Origin of the sequence: Tissierella praeacuta DSM 18095 (assembly GCF_900128955.1) — a bacterium.
GTDB classification, from domain to species: Bacteria; Bacillota; Clostridia; order Tissierellales; family Tissierellaceae; genus Tissierella; species Tissierella praeacuta.
The window spans coordinates 181,700-207,800 of the sequence record NZ_FQTY01000003.1 but is presented as its reverse complement, the minus strand read 5'-3'; the positions used below and the strand labels follow the sequence as shown (position 1 = coordinate 207,800).

Annotated in this window: 22 protein-coding genes; all 22 read right to left on the bottom strand. The window is 29.6% G+C overall.

Going from position 1 to position 26,101, the window contains the following annotated elements; translation table 11 throughout:
* Positions 1 to 70 precede the first annotated feature (70 nt).
* Positions 71 to 643 (bottom strand): hypothetical protein, encoded by a 573-nt coding sequence (locus BUB33_RS05670; protein ID WP_072974160.1) that lies wholly within the window; start codon positions 641 to 643, stop codon positions 71 to 73.
* A gap of 179 nt (positions 644 to 822) precedes the next feature.
* A complete protein-coding gene (gene ppdK, locus BUB33_RS05665) occupies positions 823 to 3,450 on the bottom strand; it encodes a pyruvate, phosphate dikinase (RefSeq protein WP_072974158.1) in 2,628 nt (875 codons plus the stop codon).
* Positions 3,451 to 3,474: 24 nt separating this feature from the next.
* Entirely contained in the window at positions 3,475 to 4,350 is an 876-nt protein-coding gene (locus BUB33_RS05660) for a pyruvate, water dikinase regulatory protein (protein WP_072974307.1), read from the bottom strand.
* Positions 4,351 to 4,466: 116 nt separating this feature from the next.
* A complete protein-coding gene (locus BUB33_RS05655; protein WP_072974156.1) occupies positions 4,467 to 4,829 on the bottom strand; it encodes an arsenate reductase family protein in 363 nt (120 codons plus the stop codon).
* 30 nt (positions 4,830 to 4,859) lie between these two features.
* A complete protein-coding gene (locus BUB33_RS05650) occupies positions 4,860 to 5,075 on the bottom strand; it encodes a YdbC family protein (protein WP_072974154.1) in 216 nt (71 codons plus the stop codon).
* Positions 5,076 to 5,158: 83 nt separating this feature from the next.
* Positions 5,159 to 5,689: a hypothetical protein gene (locus tag BUB33_RS05645; protein ID WP_072974152.1), complete on the bottom strand. Its 531-nt coding sequence runs from the start codon at positions 5,687 to 5,689 to the stop codon at positions 5,159 to 5,161.
* A gap of 59 nt (positions 5,690 to 5,748) precedes the next feature.
* Entirely contained in the window at positions 5,749 to 6,738 is a 990-nt protein-coding gene (locus tag BUB33_RS05640) for a hypothetical protein (protein ID WP_072974150.1), read from the bottom strand.
* Between the two features lie 24 nt (positions 6,739 to 6,762).
* Positions 6,763 to 9,807 (bottom strand): type III restriction-modification system endonuclease, encoded by a 3,045-nt coding sequence (locus BUB33_RS05635; RefSeq protein ID WP_072974147.1) that lies wholly within the window; start codon positions 9,805 to 9,807, stop codon positions 6,763 to 6,765.
* Positions 9,808 to 9,818: 11 nt separating this feature from the next.
* On the bottom strand, positions 9,819 to 11,666 hold the full coding sequence (locus BUB33_RS05630) for a site-specific DNA-methyltransferase (protein ID WP_072974145.1): 1,848 nt from the start codon (positions 11,664 to 11,666) through the stop codon (positions 9,819 to 9,821).
* Positions 11,667 to 11,682: 16 nt separating this feature from the next.
* Positions 11,683 to 12,249 (bottom strand): hypothetical protein, encoded by a 567-nt coding sequence (locus BUB33_RS05625; protein WP_072974143.1) that lies wholly within the window; start codon positions 12,247 to 12,249, stop codon positions 11,683 to 11,685.
* Positions 12,218 to 12,598 carry an AIPR family protein gene (locus BUB33_RS05620; RefSeq protein ID WP_072974141.1) on the bottom strand — a complete coding sequence of 127 codons (381 nt, stop codon included), beginning with the start codon at positions 12,596 to 12,598 and terminating at the stop codon, positions 12,218 to 12,220. The genes BUB33_RS05625 and BUB33_RS05620 overlap by 32 nt, the downstream gene beginning before the upstream one ends.
* 11 nt (positions 12,599 to 12,609) lie before the next feature.
* Positions 12,610 to 13,434: a hypothetical protein gene (locus BUB33_RS05615; RefSeq protein ID WP_072974139.1), complete on the bottom strand. Its 825-nt coding sequence runs from the start codon at positions 13,432 to 13,434 to the stop codon at positions 12,610 to 12,612.
* A 239-nt stretch (positions 13,435 to 13,673) separates the two neighbouring features.
* The gene (locus BUB33_RS05610; protein WP_234949987.1) at positions 13,674 to 14,681 is read right to left on the bottom strand and encodes a PDDEXK nuclease domain-containing protein; all 1,008 of its coding nucleotides are present in this window, start codon (positions 14,679 to 14,681) and stop codon (positions 13,674 to 13,676) included.
* Between the two features lie 10 nt (positions 14,682 to 14,691).
* Complete coding sequence (locus BUB33_RS05605) at positions 14,692 to 15,348, bottom strand: DUF4391 domain-containing protein (protein WP_072974135.1); 657 nt, start codon at positions 15,346 to 15,348, stop codon at positions 14,692 to 14,694.
* Positions 15,349 to 15,357: 9 nt separating this feature from the next.
* Positions 15,358 to 18,600 carry a helicase-related protein gene (locus BUB33_RS05600; protein ID WP_072974133.1) on the bottom strand — a complete coding sequence of 1,081 codons (3,243 nt, stop codon included), beginning with the start codon at positions 18,598 to 18,600 and terminating at the stop codon, positions 15,358 to 15,360.
* Positions 18,601 to 18,888: 288 nt separating this feature from the next.
* Positions 18,889 to 19,122 (bottom strand): diguanylate cyclase, encoded by a 234-nt coding sequence (locus BUB33_RS05595; RefSeq protein ID WP_072974132.1) that lies wholly within the window; start codon positions 19,120 to 19,122, stop codon positions 18,889 to 18,891.
* Between the two features lie 196 nt (positions 19,123 to 19,318).
* Positions 19,319 to 20,056, bottom strand: a complete 738-nt coding sequence (locus BUB33_RS05590; protein ID WP_072974131.1) for a nucleoside phosphorylase — start codon at positions 20,054 to 20,056, stop codon at positions 19,319 to 19,321.
* Positions 20,053 to 21,390 (bottom strand): dihydrolipoyl dehydrogenase family protein, encoded by a 1,338-nt coding sequence (locus tag BUB33_RS05585; RefSeq protein ID WP_072974129.1) that lies wholly within the window; start codon positions 21,388 to 21,390, stop codon positions 20,053 to 20,055. The genes BUB33_RS05590 and BUB33_RS05585 overlap by 4 nt, the downstream gene beginning before the upstream one ends.
* Positions 21,383 to 22,306 carry an ABC transporter permease gene (locus tag BUB33_RS05580; RefSeq protein ID WP_072974115.1) on the bottom strand — a complete coding sequence of 308 codons (924 nt, stop codon included), beginning with the start codon at positions 22,304 to 22,306 and terminating at the stop codon, positions 21,383 to 21,385. The genes BUB33_RS05585 and BUB33_RS05580 overlap by 8 nt, the downstream gene beginning before the upstream one ends.
* Positions 22,299 to 23,375: an ABC transporter permease gene (locus BUB33_RS05575; RefSeq protein ID WP_072974113.1), complete on the bottom strand. Its 1,077-nt coding sequence runs from the start codon at positions 23,373 to 23,375 to the stop codon at positions 22,299 to 22,301. Before BUB33_RS05575 ends, BUB33_RS05580 begins: the two co-directional genes overlap by 8 nt.
* 1 nt (position 23,376) lies before the next feature.
* Positions 23,377 to 24,915: an ABC transporter ATP-binding protein gene (locus BUB33_RS05570; protein WP_072974111.1), complete on the bottom strand. Its 1,539-nt coding sequence runs from the start codon at positions 24,913 to 24,915 to the stop codon at positions 23,377 to 23,379.
* 79 nt (positions 24,916 to 24,994) lie between these two features.
* On the bottom strand, positions 24,995 to 26,056 hold the full coding sequence (locus BUB33_RS05565; protein WP_072974108.1) for a BMP family lipoprotein: 1,062 nt from the start codon (positions 26,054 to 26,056) through the stop codon (positions 24,995 to 24,997).
* Positions 26,057 to 26,101: the final 45 nt, after the last annotated feature.

Here is a 26,101-nt window from a genome sequence, read left to right as displayed (position 1 = left end):
ATATAGAAAAATCAAAGCCATTAAAATCTCATTATTTAATACATTAAGGTTTTAATGGCTTTGATTTGACCTATAATTTAATATCAAAAAACTTGCCTTTATCTTTATCTAATACATCTTTAATGATATCTTTACTTTCTTTGATATCCTTATTATTATAGTTTTGTTCAGCTTTATTTACTGCTTCTATTAGATATTCTCCGTATTTAATATCACCTTTATCAGAAATTATCCTTGCCTCCATCTTTGCCTCTAATATAATATCCCTAGCCTCTTTTTCTGACTTTGCATTTTTTAGTCTGCTTTCGATTTCCTCACGTCTTCGATTTGCCATTTCAGCTTTTCTTAATTTTTCAGGATCAATTTCCATGATTTTAGCTTTTTCTTCTTCCGTAAGTTTTTCACCTCTTGCAATCTTTTTAGCAATCTTGTCTGCAATGATATCATCTTTAATTTTCTTACTCATTATAGATGCAATACTTCCACCATCATCTATCTTTTTATCTTTATTTTGAGTCATATTAAATCCAAATATATTTTGTCCTGATATAATATTTTTACTGTTCCAAGGTTTAAAACCTTTGATTTGTTTATTATTTTGCATAAAGTTACTAATTGTAAATTGAGTTCTTTCTATTTTCACAATATCACTCCTTCTCACATTCCGTTTTAACTATATATTATATATCGGCAGAGAATAGTGTAGATTGAAATTTATATTTTATTTTCATATTCAACTGTATCAAAATCTTTATCTACATCATCATTACTAAATAGAAATAGTCTAATAAATACTTTCATATTTATTAGACTATTTTTTATTTATCTTGGACTATTTATTTGTGCTTGGGCGGCTGCTAATCTTGCTATTGGTATTCTGAAAGGTGAACAGCTTACATAGTTAAGACCTAACTTATGGCAAAACTCAACTGAACTTGGTTCTCCACCATGTTCACCACATATTCCTAATTTTAATTTTGAATTAGCCTTTCTACCATATTCTATGGCAATCTCCATTAATTTGCCTACACCATCAATATCTATAGCCTGAAAAGGATCCTTTTCAAAAATTCCCTTTTCTATATATTCATTTAGGAATTTTCCTGCATCATCTCTTGAAAATCCAAATCCCATTTGAGTTAAATCATTAGTTCCAAAGCTAAAGAATTCAGCCTCACTAGCTATTTCATCTGCAGTTATTGCTGCTCTTGGAACTTCAAGCATTGTACCTATCATATATTTAACTATATTATTTCTTTCCTCAAATACAAGATTTATTTCTTCTATAATTTCATTTTTTACATATTTTAATTCATTTACATGTCCAATTAATGGAATCATAATTTCCGGATAAATATCATTATATCCCTTCTCTTTAATATCTATTGCTGCTTCCATTATTGCTCTTACCTGCATCCTATATATTTCTGGATAAGTTACAGCTAATCTACATCCCCTATGCCCAAGCATTGGATTAAATTCAGCTAATTCTTCTACTCTGTCTTTTAAATCGTTAAAACTTACACTCATAGCCTCAGCTAATTCTTTTATATCTTCATCCTTATTTGGTAAGAATTCATGTAATGGAGGATCTAAAAGTCTCACTGTAACTGGTTTTTCTCCCATGACTTCATAAAGTTCATAGAAGTCCTGTCTCTGTACTGGTAAAAGTTCAGCTAAAGCTGATTTTCTTTCTTCTAAACTAGTGGCAAGAATCATTTTTCTTACAGATGTAATTCTGCTTTCTTCAAAGAACATATGCTCAGTTCTACATAGTCCAATACCTTCAGCACCAAATTCTAAGGCTTGAGCTGCATCCTTTGGATTATCAGCATTAGTCCTAACTCCCATAGTCCTTATTTCATCTACCCATTTCATAAACTCTCCAAAGCTCCCACTTAAAGTTGGTTGTATCTTTTCTATATCTCCTTTATATACAGTTCCAGTACTTCCATCTAAAGAAAGAAATTCTCCCTCATTAAATATTAAATTCTTAGTTCTCATTGTCCTCATATCTTCATTGACTCTTATTTCACTACATCCAGCAACGCAACATTTACCCATACCTCTTGCAACTACTGCAGCATGAGAGGTCATCCCTCCACGAGCTGTAAGAATTCCTTCTGCTGCAACCATCCCCTCTATATCTTCTGGAGAAGTTTCTTGTCTGACTAAAATTGCCCTCTCTCCTCTTTCCTTAGCTTTTACTACATCATCTGCATGAAAATATATCTTTCCTGATGCTGCTCCTGGAGATGCAGCTAATCCTTTAGCTACTACCACAGATTCCTTTAAAGTCTTTTCTTCAAAAGTGGGATGTAGTAGTTGATTTAATTGGTTTGGCTCCATTCTCATAATTGCCTCTTCCTTGGATATTAAACCTTCATGCACTAAGTCTACTGCCACCTTGATTCCTGCTTGGGCAGTTCTTTTACCATTTCTAGTTTGAAGTATATAAAGCTTACCATTTTCTATTGTAAATTCTATATCTTGCATATCCTTATAATGTTTTTCCAATATATGGGTTATATTTACAAACTCATCATATACATTTGGCATAATATCTTTCAGATGAGATATTTCCTCTGGAGTTCTAATACCTGCAACTACATCTTCTCCTTGAGCATTTATTAAATATTCGCCAAATAAGTGGTTTTCACCTGTAGCAGGATTTCTTGTAAAAGCTACCCCTGTACCTGATGTATCTCCCATATTACCAAATACCATGGACTGAACATTAACTGCAGTTCCTAGATTGTCTGCTATATTATGAAGTTTTCTATATACCTTAGCTCTTGGATTATTCCATGATTCAAATACAGCTTTAATGGAAAGTTCCAGTTGTTTCATGGGATCTTCCGGAAATTCTTCATTTAATTCATTTAAGTAAATTTCCTTATACTTTTTTACTAAAATTTTTAAATCCTCTGCACTTAAGTCTGTATCCTCTGTTATTTTTTTATTTTCTTTCATATCTTCAAGTAAGGAGTCAAATCTTACCTTCGGAATACCCATGGCTACATCTGCAAACATTTGAATAAATCTTCTATAACTATCATAAGCAAATCTTTCGTTTCCTGTTGAATTTGCTAATCCCTTTACTGATATATCATTTAATCCTAGATTAAGTATAGTATCCATCATTCCCGGCATTGAAAAAACGGCTCCTGATCTTACAGAAACCAATAATGGATTATTTTCATCTGAAAAACTCTTACCAACTCTTTTCTCTAACTCCTTCAACTGCCCATGTATCTCATTTAATAATTCCTTCCACAATACTTTGCCTTCATCATAGTAGCGTATACATGCAGCTGTGGTAATAGTAAAACCAGAAGGTACTGGAAGACCAATATTGGTCATCTCAGCTAAATTGGCACCCTTTCCTCCTAGTAAGCTCTTCATTTCCTTCTTGCCTTCACTAAAACTATAGACGTATTTGTTTTCCATTTCTTACTCCCCTTTCTAAACTCTTTATCCGCCGAAATTTATGCCGTTTTTTCTAAGTAAGAATAATATTATTTCAGATGTTTCTTCTATTGCCTTATGAGAAACATCTATAACTGGACAACCAATCCTTTTCATAATTCTATCTGCATATTCTAATTCATCTAATATTCTTTCCAAACTTGAATAATTAGAACCACCTGATAATCCTAAAGCCTTTAACCTCTCTTCCCTTATTTCATTTAGCTTTTCTGGAGAATTTGTAAGCCCTATAATTTTTTTTGCTGGTATTTGAAATAATTCCTTGGGTGGCTCAACCTCTACTACTAAAGGAATATTAGCAACCTTTATGTTTTTATTAGCTAGATACATACTTAGAGGCGTCTTAGATGTTCTCGATACTCCAATTAGTACTAGATCTGCATCAATTAGCCCCCGTGGATCCTTGCCATCATCATATTTAACAGCAAATTCAATAGCAGCCACTCTTTCAAAATAGGTTTCATCCAACCTTCTTATAACTCCAGGTTCCCTTGCAGGTTCAAGTTTTAAAATTTTACTCATTTGATTTATTAAGGGACTAATTAGATCTATAGTTAAAAGATTTGTATCCTTAGAATATTCTTTTATAAATTCAATTAATTTTTCATCCACTAAAGTATATATCAAGATAGAATTACTTGTAAGAGATGCTTCTATAAGAATTTCCTTTAATACATTTAATTCTTGCACATATGAAAATCTTTTAATCTCATAGTTATCGGTTTTAAACTGAGAAATAGCAGCTCTAGTTACTAAAGTAGCAGTTTCTCCCAATGAATCCGACAGGATAAATATTTTAATATCTCCCAACTTCTCTCCTCCCTTAATAGAAAATTCAAACTTTTCAATATATATACCCATACTTGCGGGCATAATAATTAGTTATTTTATTTTTATAAATATCTTTATCTCCATGGTCCATTAGATCTCACTCGTATACATCCATAATTTAAATATTCTTTTACTAGACTATTTTTTTACTTGGCACACAAATTATTTTCCCATTCCTCTGCCTTAAAACCAACTAAAACAACTTCTTCACCTATAATAATAGGTCTTTTGACAAGCATACCATCAGTTGCTAAAAGTTTAATTTTCTCATCATCAGACATATCAGCTAGCTTGTCCTTTAATCCTAACTCTTTATATATATTTCCACTTGTGTTAAAAAATCTTTTAATAGGATAATGGCTTTTTCCTATCCATTCCTTTAGTTCATCTTCCCTAGGATTGTTTTCCTTAATATTTCTTTCTTCATACTTTATATTATTTTCATCTAGCCATTTCCTAGCTTTGTTACAAGTGCTACATTTTGGATAACATAAAAATAAATATTTCATTTTTCTCTTGTCACCTTTCTTTTTGTAATCTTATAATACCTTATCTAATGCATCTTTTAATAATTTTGCTTCTTCATCTGTAAGAGTAGTTCCTTTTCCCATCTTACCCTCTTCATGATTCCAATCTCTAATATCATATTTTGCTGGTCTATCATTCCAGCTAACTTTATTTAATTCCTTAGTCCAGTTACCTTTTTCTGAAAGTACTGCTATTTTTTCTGTGATTTCGTATTTTATTTCTGCCATTTTGTTGCCTCCTTTAATTTTTGCTTTTTATATTTTCCATAAACATCAGCACAATCTTCACTACTATTGGCTTAAATAATTTGCTATGCTTCGGCTGCTTTTAATCCTAAAAACTTGGTACAATCTACTGGACACCTTATATATTCTTCTTCAAATCCAACTCCATAGCAATAAAAATTATATTCAGCTCCTATTCTAGTGACAGTTATCCTTCTGCTTCCACTATCAGTGCTTTTCTCTAAACACTTCATACCATCTTCATAATCTAATACAGCCATATATGTTTCGTTTAATTTTTCATTTGTACATACAAGACATATTAATTTCTTCTTATCATTTTTATAGAAATCATCTCCCAGAATTTCATAATCCCTGCTTGAAAAAGATACATTACTAGACATCTTATTTTTTCTCTTACCTTCAATATTCTTCTTAACCTTGCTTAATTTAGTAGTATATTTAATATATACATTAAATTCACCTGTATCTGTTGCAAATTCAACCCTCTTACTATCTTTTGTTTCATCAAATAACGCAGGAACTCCTTTTAAAGAATTGATAATTGTGGTAAGAAAAACTCCAATAAAATAATCTATTTTATTTATTCTATACATAGTAATCCCCTTTTAATCTTCAAATTTTTCCATAGTTATAAGCTAATGTAACTAAACTTCTATATATTCTTATCTATCCATGCCTTTAGTGAATTATCATCAACTACTATATATTTGCCTTTTTTAGTTCCTCTATAATTATCTAAGAAATGGATATCCATTAGAAATTTAACTATATTAATAACTACATGATAAGCTACGGTATATTTGGTATCTTTCAAGATTAAGCTTTCATATTTTTCTACAATCTTTCTCGGTTCTATATAGTCAGTACCATATTCAACCTTTCTATTTACAATGCTATTTACTATGGTCTTAAACAAAGATTTATCAATAGAGATACTTCCATACTTTTTAGAAAGTTTAATCGTTCCATTGTCTGTACTATTATTCTCGATATTAACTTCTTGATTGCTTTCATTTTCTATAGTATCACTTAACTTTACCTTTAAATCTTGTTCCTTAAATCCAGCAATTTCTAATACCTTTATACATCTGCTATAAATAGTATTAGCATTGTCATTAACAAGTACAAATAATCCATATGAGGTCTTTTTATAGTATTTTTTATTTATCTTATTATGTTCATAAGTAAATGGCACCCTTGCCCTTTCTTTATAATCATCATTTCTTAAAATATCTGCTATTATGCCTTTATCCTTTTTATATAACTCTTCCATCAATATCAATAAAATATCTCTCCAATATTTTACAGAATATCTTTGACCAAATAGGGATATTTCCATAGGGTCAGTGCCTGTCCAATCTTCCAAATAGTCATATTCTGTATCTTGTATGAATTGACTCTGTTCTTCTCCTTTTATTATAGATATATATTCATTTCTTACTTCATCTATTTTTTCAAGTATTTTCTTAAGATCTTCATGCTTTTCTTTATATTCATCAATCTCTTCTACTAAATCTTCATTAACTAATTCTATAATTTTACCTTTTAAGATTTCTAAATGTTCATAAATATCTTCTTTAAGCCAGTTGAAATCTTCCTTAACTATCTTAAAAATATCTTCTGGATTACTTCTATTTATCATTGTTATCCCCCTTTCCTTCTTTTCCTAATTCCCCTTCATTATTTTTTCCATCAACTGCTCATAGCTCCCCACAGCATGATACTTAACTTCACCATTACTTATTTTTTCAAAATGCTTCTTTGCACAAAGAATCTTTGCCCTTTCTACCCCCCTAGTATCAAATTCAAGGGATTCTAGCTTACCTTTAGTTTCTGCTACAAAATATATATGCTTTATCTTTTCTTCATCAAATACTATTGCCCAATCTGGACTGTATTTACCAACTGGTGTTGGAATATAGAACCCTCTCGGTAGTTTAGCATATACTATAACCTCTGGTCTTATATCCATTTCTTCAGCAAATTCTTTCTCTTTAGAAGAGTCATATTTTAAATAGTCATAGATATGTCTTTTAGTTTCTATTATATCCTTGCCAAGAATTCCTTTTAATTTATTATCAGTAAATATATTTATATCGAAAACTTCATCTATTTTATTGTAAATAATATGCTCAATTATTATATGAGCTTTCTGTTCATTAATAAGTTTAGCTGCTTTAATAATAAATTCCTCGGGATTTTTTTGGAATAAATAAAATGTATTTGCCCGTATCCCTTGTAATATCCTTACAATAGCATTTCTAGTTAATTTAGTCTCATCAACTAACTTTCCGATTAAATCATATTTAATGCTTGAGTGATAATTAGCTTTTAGCTTATCAATTTCCGCTTCCTTAACTACAAAGGCTTCACCTTTTTCCAATTCTTCTTTTGAGCTTATTTCTTCCATTTCACCTATTCTTACTTCATAAGTTAAATCAGCCACTTTTAAATCTTTATCTAAAGAAGCAATGGCATTCCTGATTAATTCTTCTGTATCAAAATCTACATAATATGCTGTTTTTATATTGATCTTATCCCAAAGTTCTTTAAACTCTTTTTTATTAAAGTTATCATTTACCTTTATATCTTTAACATTTTGATCCCTAGCATCTTCTACTAAATCCGTCTTGCCTTCCACATATATCTTTCCTACTAATTGAATTATACCTTCTTCAAACTCCTTTAATTCTTCTGGAATAATTAACTTATTTTCTTCCAAATCCTTGAAATACTTATCTGTTAACTCATAGTTTATATCCACATATCCATTTTGTATAAAAGTAAATTGGAGATTATTTGCAAGTTTTTCATCAATGAGGATTTCCTTACCTTCCTTATTTTTGATAATTTTATTTTTAAAGAAGTCCTTATCTGCTTTTCTTGGTCTATCAGACAATGATTTGGCTATATCTGATTGCAATTCCTTAGCAAAACTTTCATAAGATTCACTGGCTACTACTGTAAGCATATTTACTTCATGGACATCTTCCCCTAATACTTCCTTGTCCATTCTCTCTCCATATTTATTGACACAAAGTCTTAGTCCTCTGCCTACTTCTTGTCTTTTCCCTACTGTAGAGTCACTATGTTTTAATGTACATATTTGAAATACATTTGGATTGTCCCATCCTTCTCTAAGTGCAGAGTGGGAAAATATAAATCTAATGGGCTCTTCAAAGCTAAGGAGTCTTTCCTTATTCTTCATAATCTTGTCAAATGCAGTTTCATCATCAGATTCTTTTTCTTTTCCTTTTACAGTAGGATCTATCATTCTCTTATTTTTATCAATGGAAAAATAACCATCATGAGTTTTCTTTAAATCAATGGACTTCAGATACTTAACATAAGGATCATCAAAAAGATTTATATATTCATTTAAAATATTTATATATTCTTCCTCAAATATAGTTGAATATATACCATTTAATTCATTCCCATCTTTATCATATTGCCTATATTTTGCAACTTCGTCTATAAAGAACAAAGATAATACCTTTATTCCTTGATTAAATAATTCCCTTTCCTTTTCAAAATGGGACTTAATAGTTTCTCTAATCTGTATCCTTCTCATATTTAGTTCTGATATATCTCCCTGTACCTCTCCTGCCCTAAGAGTAATGCCATTAGTAAAGTGAATTGTATTATTATAGCCATTGATTTCAGAGACTCTATATCCCCTATATTGCTCCATATAGTTAGAGTGAGAATATAGGTCAAAATCTATATCTACATATCTTGATTCTTTTCTTATGCCATTAGTTCCCTTTACTTCATATTCTATTTTAGCAAGAGGATAACCCTTCTTAGATAAATTAATCTCCTCCAAGTAAATATATTCATTAGTTCCCCTTGAACCTTTAACTTCTATCCCTTTTACTCTGATCTTTTTAACAAGCTTTTCATTATATGCATCTAATGTATCTAATCTATAAATTTTATTATATTCTTCTCTATGGGTAGCAGAATATCTTAATGTAAATAAGGGATTAAATGCTTTTAGCGCTTCCTTTGTAGTTTTACCTTCAACTGATTGTGGTTCGTCAATTATAAGAATTGGATTAGCGCTTGCTATAACATCAATAGGTTTTCTTGTATTAAATTCATCTAACTCCATATATATTCTTCTAGCATCTTTCCCTCGAACATTAAATGCCTGGGAATTAATAATCATTACATTGATACCTGAATCTGAGGCAAAGGTTTCTAACTTATTTAAATGTCTTGAGTTATAAATAAAATATCTAATCTTATGCCCGTATATATCCATAAAATGTTGTTCTGTCATTTGAAATGATTTATATACTCCTTCCCTAATTGCAATAGAAGGTACTACTACAATATACTTATTCCAACCATAATGATTAAATAGTTCATACATTGTCCTAATATAGGTATAGGTCTTTCCTGTACCAGTTTCCATTTCAATAGTTAGATTATATTCACCTTCAAGTTTTTTTGATTGGATTAGTCCATTATTCTTTTGAACCTTTTTTATATTATCTAAGACATCTACATTTCTTAAAAGGATCTTTTTATTTTTAAATCCTTTATCTGTATCTAAAAAACTTGTTTGATCTAAATCACCTTTTTTTATTTTACCCTTATCTAAAGTATAATTAGAAATTTCCCTTGGTTGCCCCTTAAAGCAATCAATAACTGAACGGACCGCATCTTTTTGAAATTGCTGTTCTTTAAATTTAATTTTCATCTCTTCACCACCTATAAAACCTTTATTTCTGTAGTTGGAGACATACTCTTAAATATTTCTTCTAGATTTATTCTAGAAGGACAATCTTTGAAAGAATTATCTCTAAATACTGCCTTAAGAGGTTTCATTTTGGCTATTTCTCTTATCAAAGATTCATCTATATTTTTCTCAAAGCATGCTATAAGAGCATTTTCGTCTACAAAATACACTTCCTTACCACTAATTATCTTTGTCTCCATAGGAAGGGATAATGGAAGTCCTGCCTCTAAAATTACCTGTGATAATAAATCTAGCCCTGTTCTATCTTCTTTTATATTTGCTTCTAATTCATGTAACTTCATTTGAGTTAATTCATTTGGTAAATAATATATATCTTTCATGTTGGAAGAATCTACTTTAAACACTCTAAATCCATAGTCTATATCTGCATTTGTTTCTTTCTTTATTTTTTTTGCTGCTCTACGAATACGTTCTTTTCCTATTTCAGCTATGGTCTTATATCCTGCTTTATAGGCTTCTGATTTTTCATCAGTTTCTTCTGGTAGTTGTACCATAATATATTTTCTATTACCACCATCTTCTGCGTTTAGTTGCATTACTGCATGGGCAGTGGTGGCTGAGCCTGAGAAGAAGTCTAGGATAATGGAATCATTATCAGATATTAATCCAATCAAATAATTCATAAGTTCAACAGGTTTCGGATAATCAAAAACTAAATCACCTAATAATCTGAATAGATTTCTATTTGCACTATCTGTATGCCCTACAAGCTCATGTTGTAAAATTGTTTTTGAAATCAGACCTTTTTGTTCATTTAAATATCTTTTTACCTGAGGCCTTTTATTCTCATCTTCAGGAAGATAAATTCTATTATCATTAATTAACTCATACATCGTATCTTCCTTAAACCTCCACCCACTAGGGTATGGTTCTTTATATACTTTGCCATTATGCTTAATATTATATCCTCTTTGTCCACTTGCTGTTATATTATCTAATCTATATAAACCTCTTCCATCATTATCATCATATTTGTATTGTTCATTTGATTTTTCTGTCCTATTTAATCTTTTAAATTCTTCTATACTATTTAAATTTCTTGCATAGCAAAAAATATAATCATGATCTTCAGACACATATTTGTTATTATTCTTTGTGCTATATGTCTTTTGCCAAATAAAATTGCATACAAAATTCCTTTCCCCAAAAATCTCATCACAAATCTTCCTTAAATTATGCACCTCATTATCGTCTATGGATATAAAAATTACTCCATCTTCACTAAGTAGATTTCTTGCAAGTTTTAGTCTTGTGTACATCATAGTTAGCCAGTCACTATGATATCTTCCATTGGCATCTGTGTTTAAAAATAACCTATTTCCTTCTTCATCTACTTGTCCAGATTCTTCTAAATATTCATCCTTATCTTGGGTGAAGTTATCCCTATATACAAAGTCTTTTCCTGTATTATATGGTGGATCTATGTATATACATTTTATTTTATTTAAATAGGATTCTTGCAATAGCTTAATTACTTCTAAATTATCTCCTTCTATATATAAGTTTTCTGTATTATCCCAGTCTACACTATCTTCCTTTACTGGTCTAAGAGTTTTGTTTATTGGTGTATTTCCCATTAATATTGCTTCTTTCTTCCCTGGCCAAGTTAATTGATATCTTTCTTTATTTCCTTCTACTATTTCTCCACTTAATTCCTGCTGTAATAGCTCAAAGTCTATTGCTTTCGTTATATTTCCATCTTTATCTTTAATTTCTGTAATTACATTTGGAAATAACCTTTCTATTTTTTCTATATTATCCTTTGTCATATCCTTTGATTTCATATTTAATTTATCCATATTATCCTCCTATCTATTAATCTAACATTACTTTAGCTGTTGTTCTTACTTTGTCGAATCTATTATAGTCAATTTGTCTTTTAATCATTTTATTATATTCAACTCCATCATCTTTAAGCGATTCCATTGAGTACATTTTTGTAGTTCCTTTATATAAATTTATAATATTATTAACCTTCTCTATATTATTTAATTCTTCATATAACATAGAGATTTTTCTTTCTTTACACTCGTATTTTGCAAAACCATCAATTAAATAATAAACAATTGGATTGTTACCATCTTTACTATTCTTTTTTTCGATTTCGGCTCTCTTATATAAAAGAAAAAGATCTAGTAACATATCTATTGTTAATTCTGGATTTTTTATAAACTCAATAATTTCATTAAACTCATTTGTGTCTACCTTTAACAAATTACTTTTCTTCGTATATGCATAATATCCACCTTTTGAAAAAGCTATAATTACCTGTAATAATTTAACTAAATCTATATAACAATCACTTGCTTTTCTTATTTCTTCAATCCCAAACTTTTTTAGCCTTTCTGAATTAATACTTTTCGGAAAAAGTATGCTTATCACTTTGTTTTATTAACAGCAAAAATCCTTTTCGTTCAAACTCAGTTTGCAATCTTAGAAATTCACTTCTATTGGCAATAAATGTTGATTCCTTAATTGAATTTTGAGAATTTGTGTATCGAACTATATCCTTATAGAGTATCTTTTCATTATCATCTTCTCTGTTAATTTCAAGTATTTTTAACATTACAAAACAATCTTTGAACTCTTCATCTAATTTATTTGGATCAATCTTGTTCAGAGCTTCATATATTGAATTTACAGTCTGACACCCATTTACTATCTGCGGGTTCTTTATTTTAAAGGAAGCATTAAGGTTATTACCTAAAGACTTTACTGAAATGCTGTCCATTTTATCACATATTACTGTAATCCCATTATTATAATAAAAAAATTATTTCTTTCATGCTCATTAAGTAGAGTTGTATAAATGTTTTTATTAATCTTGCTATTCCCGAGATATTCTCTAATATTTTGATCGAATATTGGGTACTCATTATCTTTTGCTTCCTTAAATAATCTATATACAGATGAAACAGGAGTAAATACATATCTTGCATCTATAACATTTTTAAGTTTATACTGATCATTATTTATCTTTAAAATAGTACCCTTATTAACGCTATGTATTGTTACTTCTAAGTTAGTCTTATTTTTCTTAGTTTCTCCAAAGTATTTTTCTTCTATATCATCTAGGTAGTAAATACTTACCATGTGATTTGGATTCTTTTTACTATACTCTTTAACAAATGTTTCTGCATTTTCATTCTTTGAATTATTTGTTACATAAAGTTCAGAATAAATCATAAAATCTGGATGACTTGAGTATTTAGTATATATGTTTTGAAGTTCCTCTGATTTTGAATAAGTACCCTGCTCTAAAGCCTTGACTGCTCTTGAAACAAAATCATTTTTTACATACTCTGTTTGAATTTTAGTATTATCCGAATAATACTTATTTTGTATTAAATATAATTCTTTAGTATCTTCATAAAATACATAACAATCAATTCCTAAGTCTTTGTAATCTATTATTTGCTGCTCAATTAATTCTTCATCTACATAAAAAAGCTTATCAAGAACCCAATAGTTAAAAGCCCATTCATCCTTTTCAATATTAGATATGTATGGGTTGTTTTGCTGAATATCTTTAATGTCTTCCTTTATTTGTTTCATGAAACTTGACATAATAACCCTCCAAGCAAATTATCTTTTCTATAGAAATTATCCTTTAAACTTCCCTGAATCTTAGTAAAATTAAATATATACAACTTGTCCAAAATACCCAAAATAGTTAACTAATCTTCTAAAACTTCCTATATCATTAATTTATAGACTCTTTATTTAATTTATCCATCATCTTCGTCCTCTTTATAAGTATGTGCAAAAATGCACATACTGGAAATATACAATATATTCTTAAATGATCATAAGTTTTTCATAACATCTTCTACTTGATTGATGAGTTCTTCCTTATCTGGTAAGTAATAAACATATTTTGAAGCGAAAATATTATTTTCAAGTCCACCTAATGCATATTCTGCAACTACTTCTGAATTATCTGCACATAAAACTATTCCTATTGGTTTATTGTCCTCATCATCACTGACTTCTGCTGCATAATAATTAACATACATATTCATCTGTCCTATGTGTTCTGGCTTTAGCCTACCAATTTTTAAATCAATCAATACATAGGCTCTAAGGATTTTATTGTAAAAAACCATATCAATATAATAATGGGTGTTTCCTACCGTAATTCTTTGTTGTGAACCTACATACATAAACCCTCTGCCTAATTCAAGCAGAAAATTTTCTAGTTTTTCTATCAATGCTTTTTCTAAATCTTTTTCTAAAATTGGCTTGTCCTCTGGTAATCCTAAAAACTCAAAAACATAAGGATCTTTCATGATATCATTTGGAGTTGAAAATGTTATTCCTTTGGTAGCTAATTCTAGTACTTTTTCTTTATTTGTATTTCCTTTTGATAGCAACAATCTTTCAAATAAAGATGAATCTATTTGCCTTTTTAATTCACGGACAGACCAGTTGGAATTAACTGCCTCTTTTTCATAAAAGCTTCTTGCTGCTTCATCAGAAACACTTAATAATTCACAATAATGTGACCAACTTAATTTAACAGACACTGTCTGTTGAATTTGATAAGTTTGATAAAACCTCCTCATATATTGTAAGTTTGATACTGAAAATCCTTTTCCTAGTTCTTTTGTTAGTTCTTTTGAAAGTCGTTTTAATAGCTCTTTCCCGTATTCTGCCTTTATAAATCCATCTTGTTCATTTTCAACAATTATTCTACCTACATTCCAATATGTTGTTAACAGTTCTCTATTAATTTCTCTGGCAATATTTTCTCTTGATTTTAAAATAAGATTCCTTATTTCAACAATAATATTTCTATTGTCAATAGTATCCATCATCGTCCTCCTATCTATTAATCAAACTATCTAATTCCTTAACTTTCATCCGTAGCTCTCTATTTATATCTACCTTTTTATTAAATTGTTTTTCACTATTTCTTTTTTTCTCTAGTCTATCTATTTCCTTTTTTAATTTCTCTATATTTTCATTTAATTGGATTACATCTTCAATATTATCATCCCTACTACTTTCTATGGGTATTAGTTGTCTAATAATATTGTCATAAACATCCTTTAGAGTTAAACCTAAGAGTATATCTATTTTTAGTTCATCTTCTTTGAGCCAGTTTGATTCATAATAAGAATGTATTACCATTTTATTTTCATCAGTTTTATTTCTTTCTTTATATCCTATGGAGAGTTTTATTTTATCTTCATATCTTAGAATAAATAATATTGGATATGGTATGACTCTATCTATATTTTCAAGTACTTCCTTTGATAGATCTTGAGTCTTTAAAGATATTTCAAATATTTGAATTTCTTCAACCTCAGTTGTTGATTCTAAATTTGTTGTTTCTTCTGATAGTTTGTATTTCCAAATAATATTATCTACTTCCTTAATAAACTTGGATTCTAATTTACTATCTGCATTAATCTTACTATAGAATTTATTCTTAGGAATCTTTCTTCCTAAATATGTTCTCTCTGGTAAATTTAACATTTTTTCCACCTACCTTATGATTACAAAGGAAATTAGTTCAAAATCATCTAGACCTTTTATATTTTCTAGTAATGCTGTTGTTCCACCAGCTGAAAACAAGCTATCTATATCGCTATCTTCATTTACATCTACTATACTTCTTATGGTATCTTCTAATAATCTAGAGTACTTGTCCATTTTTCTGCCATCTTTCGTTTCTTTATTAAACTCTAGATATGCTTCTTTTACAGGTTTATTCTTTCCTTTACATCCAGTTCTTAGGATATCTAGTATCTTTTTCACCTTTAAATGTTCTAAATAAACTTCCCCATTATACTTCATATAAACTAGATAAAAAGGATATATCATATTTCGTTTATTTTTATCTAGTTCATCATTTATGTTTTTTAATACATAGATTGTCCCTGGTAAAATACCTTTTTCTTCATCAGATTTAATCACAGTGTGTAAACCATTGGGAACTTTATCTAAATCTCCATTCTCCTTTACATAGCTTACTAAATCCATTCTAAAATCATTTAGCCCTAAATCTGTTATAGATACTCCTGTATTTATATCTTCTAAATCCAATACTTCCTCTTGTAATCTCTTTAGTTGATCCTTCCTATATTCTAAATCTGTAGATTTATTTGAAAGATAATTATCATCTCCTGTAGCAGTTACATCTACTATTATCATTCTATTTTCTACTCTTTCCTTAAGCTTTATATATTCATCAAGGGTCATATCTGGCCAAAAGTTTACAAGTTGAATGGTTTCATTTTTTGATCTGATACGATCTATTCGCCCAAATCTTTGAGTTATCCTTACTGGATTCCAATGTATGTCATAATTTATTAAATAATCACAGTCCTGAAGGTTTTGACCTTCAGAAATACAATCAGTGGCTATTAGTATATCTATTTCACCTTTGATATCTGGCATAGTCAAATGTTTTTCCTTAGATATTGGTGAAAAACAAGTAAGAATTGTATGCAAATCATTTTTAATTTTTAATGTAGTTTTATTTGCATCGGAGCCTACTACTTTTGCTGTTTCTAAGTTATAATTTCCCTTAGCAAACTTTGATATATGTTCATATAAATAATCTGCAGTATCTGCAAAGGCTGTAAATATGATGACTTTTTTATTTCCAGAATTCATTTGTCTATATATTTTTTCATCTATTATCTTTTCTAATGTTTTAAGTTTAGTATCATGGTCTGCTGTTATTTTTTCCATTTCTTCCAATAGTGAAGTTATTACATTTCTATCGCTTTCTAAGTCTTCTCGCCATGAAATTCTATCTATATCTGCCAAATTTATCTTTACAGTACTTCCTATGCTATAATCATCGTCTAGCCAATCATCTTCATCTAAATTAATGTTATTTATTTCATTTTGATTTACAAACCAATTTGAGATATGTAAGTCAAATTTATCTATATCCTCTATTGTATTTTCAATATTACTTAACATCTTAGACAAAGTTATTCTAAAGGCATCTACTGAGCTTTCAAGTCTTTTTAATAAATTTATTCTCATTAAAGTCTGTAGACTTCGTTCTCTATCTGCCTGTCTTAAACTACCTATCCCCCCTCTTACTACGGTGTCATAAATATTCTCATAGAAATTTAGTCTACTTGCCAATATATAATTAAACGGTGCATATATACTTAAATTCAACTTAGTTAGTTCATTAAATATATCATTATAATTAATTACATCTTTTCTATCTGTCAATTTGCAGAAATGAGAAATTGGTTTTAGTCTAGTTGGAAACTTGCCTATTTCTTCAACATTATAGTATCTTTGAATATGTTTACGTGACCTGGCAATGGTAAGGCTATCCAATAGTTCAAAGAAATCAAAATCTAACATTTGAAGTAATCTTTCTGTTGTCCTTTCATCATTTGGCAACTTCGACCATTTGTTAAAATTTAACTGAGTTCTTCTAAAAATATCTTCTATTCCTCGCTCTGTATTTAGTTTTGCATTTATATTTGATGTATTGCCTTCATAAGCTAATGCTAACTGATTTCTTAAATCTGTAAATTTATTATTTACTGGTGTAGCAGAGAGCATAAGCACACTAGTCTTTACTCCTGGCCTTATTACATCATTCATTAATCGCTGATATCTAGTTTGTTTGTTTTTATAAGGGTCGTTGTTTCTAAAGTTATGTGATTCATCGATTACTATCAAATCATAATTTGACCAATTTAATCTTCCCAAATTTATACCATTACTATAGCCATTCTCCCTAGATAAATCTGTATGATATAATACATCATAGTTAAACCTATCTTTAGCTAATATATTATTTGTATAATTTTCTCTATAGGTGTTCCAGTTTTCAGATAGTTTTTTTGGACAAAGAACTAATACAGATTTATTTCTTAGTTCATAGTATTTGATTACCCCTAGTGCCGTAAAAGTCTTTCCAAGTCCCACACTATCTGCAAGAATACATCCATTGTATTTTTCAAGCTTATTTATTATACCTATAACTGCATCCCTTTGAAAATTATATAGTCTTTTCCATATTTCTGTTTCTTTAAATCCTGTAGATTCATTTGGTAATATATCTTCTGTAATATCTTCAAGAAATTCATTGAATATATTATAGAGAATAACAAAATATATGAACTCTGGTGAATTTTCATTATAGACAGTTGTAATATAATCTACTACTTCATTAGTTATATCTTCTAGCTTATCTCTATCATTCCATAGTTGTTCAAATAAGGTAAAATATGTTTTTGTAATTGAATAATCCTCCGATTTTATAGCTATATTTGAAAGATTATTACCTTTTTCATATCCTAGGTCAACGGTAGTAAATCCATTAATTTGAGTATATGTACATTTAGGCTCATTACTCTCTATATTAATGAATCCTTGCAATCCTGCATTAGTTTTATTTGATTTGAATGTTACTTTTCTTTTTATCCAATCACTACATTCCTTAGCAATAGCTTTTTGTGTCAATTCATTTTTTAACTTTATTTCAAATTCAGTTCCATATAGACTTCTTTCTCTATTTAACTTAGGTATATAAAATTCTCTTTTTTCTTTATCTATCTTATCTTTAATAAATGTAGGAGAATTAAAAACAAACTTAAGTTCATCTATTCCTTCAAGCTCTTTCTTTAGAGATTCATAAGCATATATAGAAAAGCAAGATGCTACAATAGATAATTTATCACCTTTGTTAATTGTTTTTTTAAGATTATCCCCTAGTAAACTCTGAATATTATCTATTATTTCCATTGATTATAGTCCCTCCAGTCATTACATCTTTACCTTTATATATTCGACAAATAAGACTAAAGTCCTTCTTTTTTCTAAATTCTTCTACTATCAAAAAATCTCCTTCTCCTAATATTAAGAAGATTTTTTAACTATAAGGTCACATATCTAATCAACTCAAATATTCTTAACAACCAATTATTTTCTTCATACATATCTTTATCCACATACTCTATTAATTCTCTTAGCCTAAGACTTCCATATTTCTTTTGCTTCTTTTATATTAGCATTTTTAAAAACCATTATAAATTAACCTCCACCGTACCTATATACAAAATCTTCTTTTCTTATATTTTTTATAATAGTAGCTATAATATTAATTAATCTATCACCTTCACAATGTCCAAATTTATCATTGATATTCTCTAATTTATCTACATCTATAAACGTGATGGAAATTGATTTCTTTTCTAAATGATATCTTTCTATTTTCCCTTTTAATTTTATAAATCCTTGTTTCTTATTAAATACCCCTGTTCCCAAATCTAAAGTTAGTTTTTTTCTAATCTAACACTCTTGATATCTGTTTTTTTATTATTTCTAGTAATATTCTTTCTCCATCTCTAATTATGATATCACCTTCATTATTTACAACACAAATCATTCCTTTCCTATAGATAGTTATATATTAACATTAAAGCTGTCCATAGAAAAGGACAGCCTCTGCAGATTTAAAAATTTATCTTTGATCATAAAGTTTTTTTAAAGATTCTAATGCTAAAATAATTTCCCTTCTCTCTCCTTCTACTGTACCTATGCTTTCCATAGCATAATCTACTATACCTTTCTTTGTATCAGATTTATACTCCACTACATTGTTTAATATACTAGCAACTTTTACGCCTCTAATTTGTCCCAACACAAATAAGGATGCAGTTTCCATATCTGATGCTAATACGTTTTTCTTACTCCATTTCTCCATGATTTGATTTTCTTCATCAATATAGAATGAATCATGAGATCTAACTAATCCACAATGATATCTATATTTTAATTCTTCACATGTATTTATAATTAAATTTGTAAATTTAATATCTGATACTGCAGGATAATTTGGTGAAACATACATATTGGTAGTCCCATCTTCTCTCACAGCTGCTGAACAAATAACTAGATCTCCCAGCCTAATATTTGGTTGAACTGCACCTGCTGACCCAATTCTAATGAGATATCTTGCTCCACAAGATATCAATTCCTCTATAGCTATTGCAGCAGATGGACCTCCTATTCCAGTAGAAGTAATTGTTATAGGTACACCTTTGTAATATCCCCTTATTGTTCTAAATTCTCTATTATATGCTATTTCTTCATAAGAATCTAAGAATTCTCCAACTCTCAATACCCTAGCTGGATCTCCTGGGAGTATTACGTACTCTGATATATCTTTTTCTTCACATAATATATGAGGCTGTTTCATCCTATCACCTTCTCATTTTTTGATTGCAGTAAAGCTTCTAATATGGTTTCCGTTAAACTAGGATGAATGATTAAATTAGATAGTATTTCATCTACTGTTCTTTCTTCCTTTATTAATTGCCCCATTAATCCAATATATTCTGATACGTTCTCTCCTACCATCCATATACCTAAAATCTTATTATCTAAGCCTATTATGGTTTTTACAAATCCTTCTTCTATATTCTTTGCCCAACCTCTCCAACTATCTTTAAAATAGGCAATTCCTAGTTTATATGGGGTATTATCCTTTTTCAATTCCCACTCTTGTTTCCCTACTCCAGCCATTTCTGGAAATGTAAACACTGCTCTAGGTAAAACCTCATAGGATATATCTACTGGTATATCTCTTAATATATAATCTGAAACTTTTATTCCCTGCTGAATAGCCACATGAGCCATGCCTAAAATTCCATTAATATCACCTATGGCAAAAATATTTTCTTCATCAGTTAATAAATCTTCACGAACTATAATTCTATCTTTACTAGTTTTTATTTTGGTGTTTTCAATTCCCTTTGGAAAATTTGGGGTTCTCATAAAGGTAACTAAAGCCTTTTCTGCAGAAACAATACTTCCATCATCTAATAATACATTAACTCGATTTTTACCTATTTCTGCCTTTCTAGCACCTATGCCTTTTATAATCTTTACATTTAAAGATTTAAGATTTTCTTCTATAGGAAATACTAAATCTTCATCATTTCCAAGTAAAATACTTTCTTCTTTCTCTATAACAATAACATCTACACCTATCTTGGCATATAAAGCTGCAAATTCTATACCTTCTACATTTCCGCCTAAAATTATTATACTCTTAGGTATATTTGTTAAATCTATAGCCTCTTTATGAGTAATTATATTTACTCCATCAATAGGAATATCTTTTATACTAGCAGGTTTAGTTCCTGTAGCCACAATAAAATAATCGGTTTCTATTATTTGAGATCCTATTTTAAATCTTTTAGAATCTATGAATTCACCATCTCCATAGTATATATCTATTTCATCATCTAATAAATTGTTTATAATTTTCTTTTCTAATTTCTTTAAATCATCATCCCATTTTGTTATAAGATTTTCCCTAATTTCTTTTATTTGTTCTTTTTTTATGCCTTTAAAAGAATCTAAAATCTTCTTTACTGGCAATGCACCCCATCTAAGGGCAATACCTCCTAATTTATCCTTCTCTATTAAAGCTACGACCTTTCCCCCATTTCTTAAGACCCTAGCACTGTAATATCCTCCTATTCCTCCACCTATAACTACAACATCATATTTTTTAACTTTATACATTATTTATCCTACCTTTATTTTTCTTCGCCATTTGCCTTTTAGTTACAATAATTAATGCAAATATAGTTGCTATATAAGGAATCATTTGGGTAAATTGAGAAGGAATTCCTACAACTTGTAATCTAATACCTAGGGCATCGAAAAATCCAAATAATAAAGCTGCAAAAAATGTACCTACTGGATTAGCTTTACCAAATATTATTGCAGCTAAAGCAATAAACCCTCTATTAGCACTCATGTTTTCTGTAAACAAAGTTAAATATCCTAAGGAAAGATGAGCTCCAGCCAAACCACATAATATTCCACAGGCTATTGAACTAATATATTTCATTTTTCTTGGACTAATACCTGCTGTTTCTAAAGCATCAGGATATTCTCCAGAAGCACGAAGCCAAATTCCTTGTGGGGTTTTATATAAATATATATAAGTTAATACTACTAAAATCCAACTAATATAAATAAATACTGTATGATTATTAAAAATAGTATTTAAAAAAGAAATCTTATTGAGCATTGGAAAATTAAGTCTTGGTAATGGTACTATATCTGGTGAAGAAAAAGCTCCTTTAACTCCAAATATACTTCTAAGTAAAAATACTGTTAATCCTCCTGCAAAAATATTTATAGCTATGCCTATTACAAATTCATCTGATTTTAAGTCTATAACAAATAAAGCAAATAAAAGACCTATTAATAAACCAATAAAAGCTGCTAAAAGCACTCCCATAAATGAGCTGCCAAAGAAATAACTTCCCACTACTCCAAAAAATGCTCCTAAAAGAATCATACCTTCCATACCTATATTGAGTATTCCTGCTTGTTGAGTAAGTAATCCTCCTAATGCTGCTAATATAAGTGGCGTAGCAGTTCTTATGGTATGTTGTATCAATGCTAAATTAAAAAGTTCACTAAACATTTTTTTCACCTACTCTTCCAACCTTTTTTAGACGCCAGTTTTTATAGATATTTTTAAATCCCGCTTCTCCTGCAATAAATAAAATTATTATGGATTGAATAACTAATACTAATTCTGATGGTATTCCTGTAGCGTTCTCCATAGAAATGGAACCTGTTTTTAAAGCACCAAAGAATATGGACATAATTACTACACCTATAGGGTTGTTTCTCACTATTAAAGCTATTAACATACCATCAAATGCATATCCTGGAGATATATGTTGTAAAAACCTATAGTGCACTCCTATAACTTCAAATACTCCAGCAATACCACATAATGCTCCCGATATCACCATGGCTATTACCATTTGTTTCTTATCCTTTATTCCGCCATATCTTCCAAATAAGGAGTTTTGTCCTACCATTTTACAATCGTATCCAAAAGAAGTTTTTTCCATTAAATAATACATTACTATGGCAATAATTCCCATATAAAATATGCTAGTATTTAAGGTAGATAATCTTACTAATCTAGAAAGTTGAAATTGTTCTGCTATAATCTCTGTACCTCCCATTTTTCCCTTAGTTGTAGCAAAAGGATAATTAACTAAATATCCAGTAAATAAAGTAGCCACTGTATTTAACATTATTGTAGTTATAACTTCATCTACCTCATACTTTACCTTAAGTAAAGCAGGGAAAAACGCATAAACTCCTCCTATAAAAGCTCCTGTCAAAATTGCCAATACTATACCAATAGAACCTGGAAGACCGGTAAAAGTTATACCAACATAAGCTGCAGCAAATGCCCCTAAATAAAGTTGTCCTTCTCCACCAATATTTGATATTCCTGACCTAAAGGATATGGCTGTTGCTAATCCAGTTAATACCAAAGGAACAGTTTTAGCAAATGTTGTAGCTATATTATATTTGGAGCCGAACCCACCTTTTATTAAAGCACCGTATCCAACTAAAGGACTTCTCCCATTTGCCATCATAATTAAAGCACCTATTAATAATGAAGCAAATATAGATATAAAAAGGGAGATTATATACTCTAAATTTCTTTTTTCAATTATTTTTTTCATCCTATACACCTTCTTCCAAACTCATGTTTTTTCCAGTCATATAAAGACCTATTTCTTGCTTTGATATAGTTCCTTCATCAAATTCACCAGTTATACTTCCCTCATAAATAGTCATTATCCTGTCTGATAATCTAAATATTTCATCTAATTCTGCAGATACTAATAGAATAGCACATCCTTCATTTCTCTTTTTTATTATCTCTTTATGAATAAACTCAATTGCTCCTATATCTACTCCTCTAGTAGGTTGAGATATAATTAATATTGGGGTATCGAAAGTAAATTCTCTAGCAATAATCATTTTCTGCATATTTCCACCTGATAGATTTCCAGCAAAAACTTCTTCTGAAGGCGTCCTTATATCAAATCGATTTATAAGTTCTTTACTTTTTTCCCTAATCTTTGATTTATTTAACTGAAGTCCTTTAATTGCATAGGGTTTTTTATATTGAGAACCCATAATAATATTTTCAGAAATAGTGGCATCTTTAGATAATCCCATTGCCAATCTATCCTCTGGTACATGTGCAATGCCTAACTTTCTAATATCTCTCGGGGATTTGTTTGATGATTCTATTTCCTTTATAAAAAACTCTCCACTTTCCTTTTCCCTAAGACCTGTTAATACTTCTACTAACTCAGATTGTCCATTCCCCTCTATTCCAGCTATGCCAAGAATTTCACCAGATTTTAAGTTAAAACTAATATCCTTTATAGCTAAGAGTCCTCTATTATTTTTTGCACTTAATTTTTCTACTCTTAGCACTTCCTTATTTTCAGTGTTTCTCTTATCTAGTTTATGAAATAAAACTTCCCTACCGACCATCATTTCCGCCAATATTTGCTCGTTGGCATCTTTAGTATTTAAAGTTCCTATCATCTTTCCTTGACGCATAACACTTACCCTATCTGATATGGATAATACTTCTTGAAGCTTATGGGTAATTATTATTATTGTTTTACCTAATTCATTTACTAGTTTTCTTATGACTTTAAATAATTCTTCTGTTTCCTGAGGTGTTAAAACCGCCGTTGGTTCATCTAATATTAATATATCAGCACCCTTATAAAGTGCCTTTAATATTTCAACTCTTTGCTGAATTCCTACTGATAATGACTCCACTTTCAGCATTGGGTCAACAATTAATCCATAGGTATTGGATAATTCCTTTGTAACTTCAATTGCTTTTTCCTTATTTACAAACATTTTATTTTTCCTCGGTTCTGTACCTAATACTATATTTTCTGCCACAGTAAAAGAAGGTACTAGCATAAAATGCTGATGTACCATACCAATTCCTAATTCTATTGCATCTAAAGGACTCATAAATTTTACAGCCTTACTATTAAAATAAATTTCTCCTATAGTAGGTTCGTAAAGTCCATATAATATATTCATAAGAGTAGACTTTCCAGCTCCATTTTCTCCAACTATTGCATGAATTTCTCCTCTTTTTATTTCAAGGTTAATATTATCATTTGCTAATACCCCAGGAAATTGTTTGGATATATTTTTTAATTCTAAAACTTTATCATCCACTTAAATTCTCACCTCGTTATCTTATATAACCATAATTATTGTAAAATGGAGAAGTAGCTGTCTACTTCTCCATTAAATCTTATTTACCTGTTGGTGCTTCTATTTCTCCACTAATGATTTTTGCCTTTATATCTTCAAGTTTTGCTTTCATATCTTCTGTTGCAAATTGAGTCATATTACTTGAACCATATCCCATTTCTACACCATCTTGTGCTAAACCATAATGAACTACTTTACCTTTTTCTATTTTATCGTTTTGTATATTTTCTATAGTATCATAAATTGATTTACCTACTTTTTTAACCATGGAAGCAACTATAACTTCTGGATTTATATAACGTTGATCAGTATCTACTCCTATGGCATATTTGCCCATTTCCTTGGCAGCTTCAAATACACCTTCCCCTGTTTTCCCTGCTACTTGGAATATAATATCTGCTCCCCTTGAATAAAGTGCCGTTGCACTTTCCTTACCTTTTGCTGGATCTTCAAAATCTTCTGCAAATATGGTTTCAACTTTAACTTCTGGATCAATGTATTTTGCCCCTGCTTCATAGCCTGCTTGGAAGTTTCTTATTACAGGAATATCCATTCCTCCAACCATACCTATTAATTTACCCTCATCTATGCCTTCTATAGATGTTTCAGTTGTAAGCATGGCAGCTAAAGCACCTGCTAAAAATGAACCTTCATTTTCTGCATAGGATATAGTGATTAGATTATCAATTCCTTCAATTTCATTGTCTACATAGATATATGAAATTTTTGGGAATTCCTTTGCTACTTCCTGAACTACATCATAAAACTCGAAACCTACAACTGCTACTATTGAAGCATATTGAGAAGCTTGTACTAATTGGTCATTTAATAATGATGAATCATTTCTGCATTCATATACTTTGTACTCAATGCCTAAATCCTTCTTAGCTTGCTCTACACCTTCGTGAGATGAATCATAAAATGAACGGTCTCCTAATCCACCTGCTAATACTAATCCTACCTTTGTTGCTTCAACAATATCTGATGCATCATTAGTAGCTGGCTTATCTGAAGTTGTTGGTACATCAGTTTTTTTACATCCAGCTAATACTGTGGATACTATCAACATTAGTGATAATAAAATTAAAAGTTTCTTTTTCAAAGAAAACTCCCCCTTATTATTTTAATATATAAAATCGATTTCTCT

Excerpts from the sequence above, each read along its gene's own strand:
- ppdK (WP_072974158.1), bottom strand. The coding sequence starts at position 3,450 with ATGGAAAACAAATACGTCTATAGTTTTAGTGAAGGCAAGAAGGAAATG.
- BUB33_RS05660 (WP_072974307.1), bottom strand. The coding sequence starts at position 4,350 with ATGGGTATATATATTGAAAAGTTTGAATTTTCTATTAAGGGAGGAGAG.
- BUB33_RS05655 (WP_072974156.1), bottom strand. The coding sequence starts at position 4,829 with ATGAAATATTTATTTTTATGTTATCCAAAATGTAGCACTTGTAACAAA.
- BUB33_RS05650 (WP_072974154.1), bottom strand. The coding sequence starts at position 5,075 with ATGGCAGAAATAAAATACGAAATCACAGAAAAAATAGCAGTACTTTCA.
- BUB33_RS05645 (WP_072974152.1), bottom strand. The coding sequence starts at position 5,689 with ATGTATAGAATAAATAAAATAGATTATTTTATTGGAGTTTTTCTTACC.
- BUB33_RS05640 (WP_072974150.1), bottom strand. The coding sequence starts at position 6,738 with ATGATAAATAGAAGTAATCCAGAAGATATTTTTAAGATAGTTAAGGAA.
- BUB33_RS05635 (WP_072974147.1), bottom strand. The coding sequence starts at position 9,807 with ATGAAAATTAAATTTAAAGAACAGCAATTTCAAAAAGATGCGGTCCGT.
- BUB33_RS05630 (WP_072974145.1), bottom strand. The coding sequence starts at position 11,666 with ATGGATAAATTAAATATGAAATCAAAGGATATGACAAAGGATAATATA.
- BUB33_RS05620 (WP_072974141.1), bottom strand. The coding sequence starts at position 12,598 with ATGGACAGCATTTCAGTAAAGTCTTTAGGTAATAACCTTAATGCTTCC.
- BUB33_RS05615 (WP_072974139.1), bottom strand. The coding sequence starts at position 13,434 with ATGTCAAGTTTCATGAAACAAATAAAGGAAGACATTAAAGATATTCAG.
- BUB33_RS05610 (WP_234949987.1), bottom strand. The coding sequence starts at position 14,681 with ATGGATACTATTGACAATAGAAATATTATTGTTGAAATAAGGAATCTT.
- BUB33_RS05605 (WP_072974135.1), bottom strand. The coding sequence starts at position 15,348 with ATGTTAAATTTACCAGAGAGAACATATTTAGGAAGAAAGATTCCTAAG.
- BUB33_RS05600 (WP_072974133.1), bottom strand. The coding sequence starts at position 18,600 with ATGGAAATAATAGATAATATTCAGAGTTTACTAGGGGATAATCTTAAA.
- BUB33_RS05590 (WP_072974131.1), bottom strand. The coding sequence starts at position 20,056 with ATGAAACAGCCTCATATATTATGTGAAGAAAAAGATATATCAGAGTAC.
- BUB33_RS05585 (WP_072974129.1), bottom strand. The coding sequence starts at position 21,390 with ATGTATAAAGTTAAAAAATATGATGTTGTAGTTATAGGTGGAGGAATA.
- BUB33_RS05580 (WP_072974115.1), bottom strand. The coding sequence starts at position 22,306 with ATGTTTAGTGAACTTTTTAATTTAGCATTGATACAACATACCATAAGA.
- BUB33_RS05575 (WP_072974113.1), bottom strand. The coding sequence starts at position 23,375 with ATGAAAAAAATAATTGAAAAAAGAAATTTAGAGTATATAATCTCCCTT.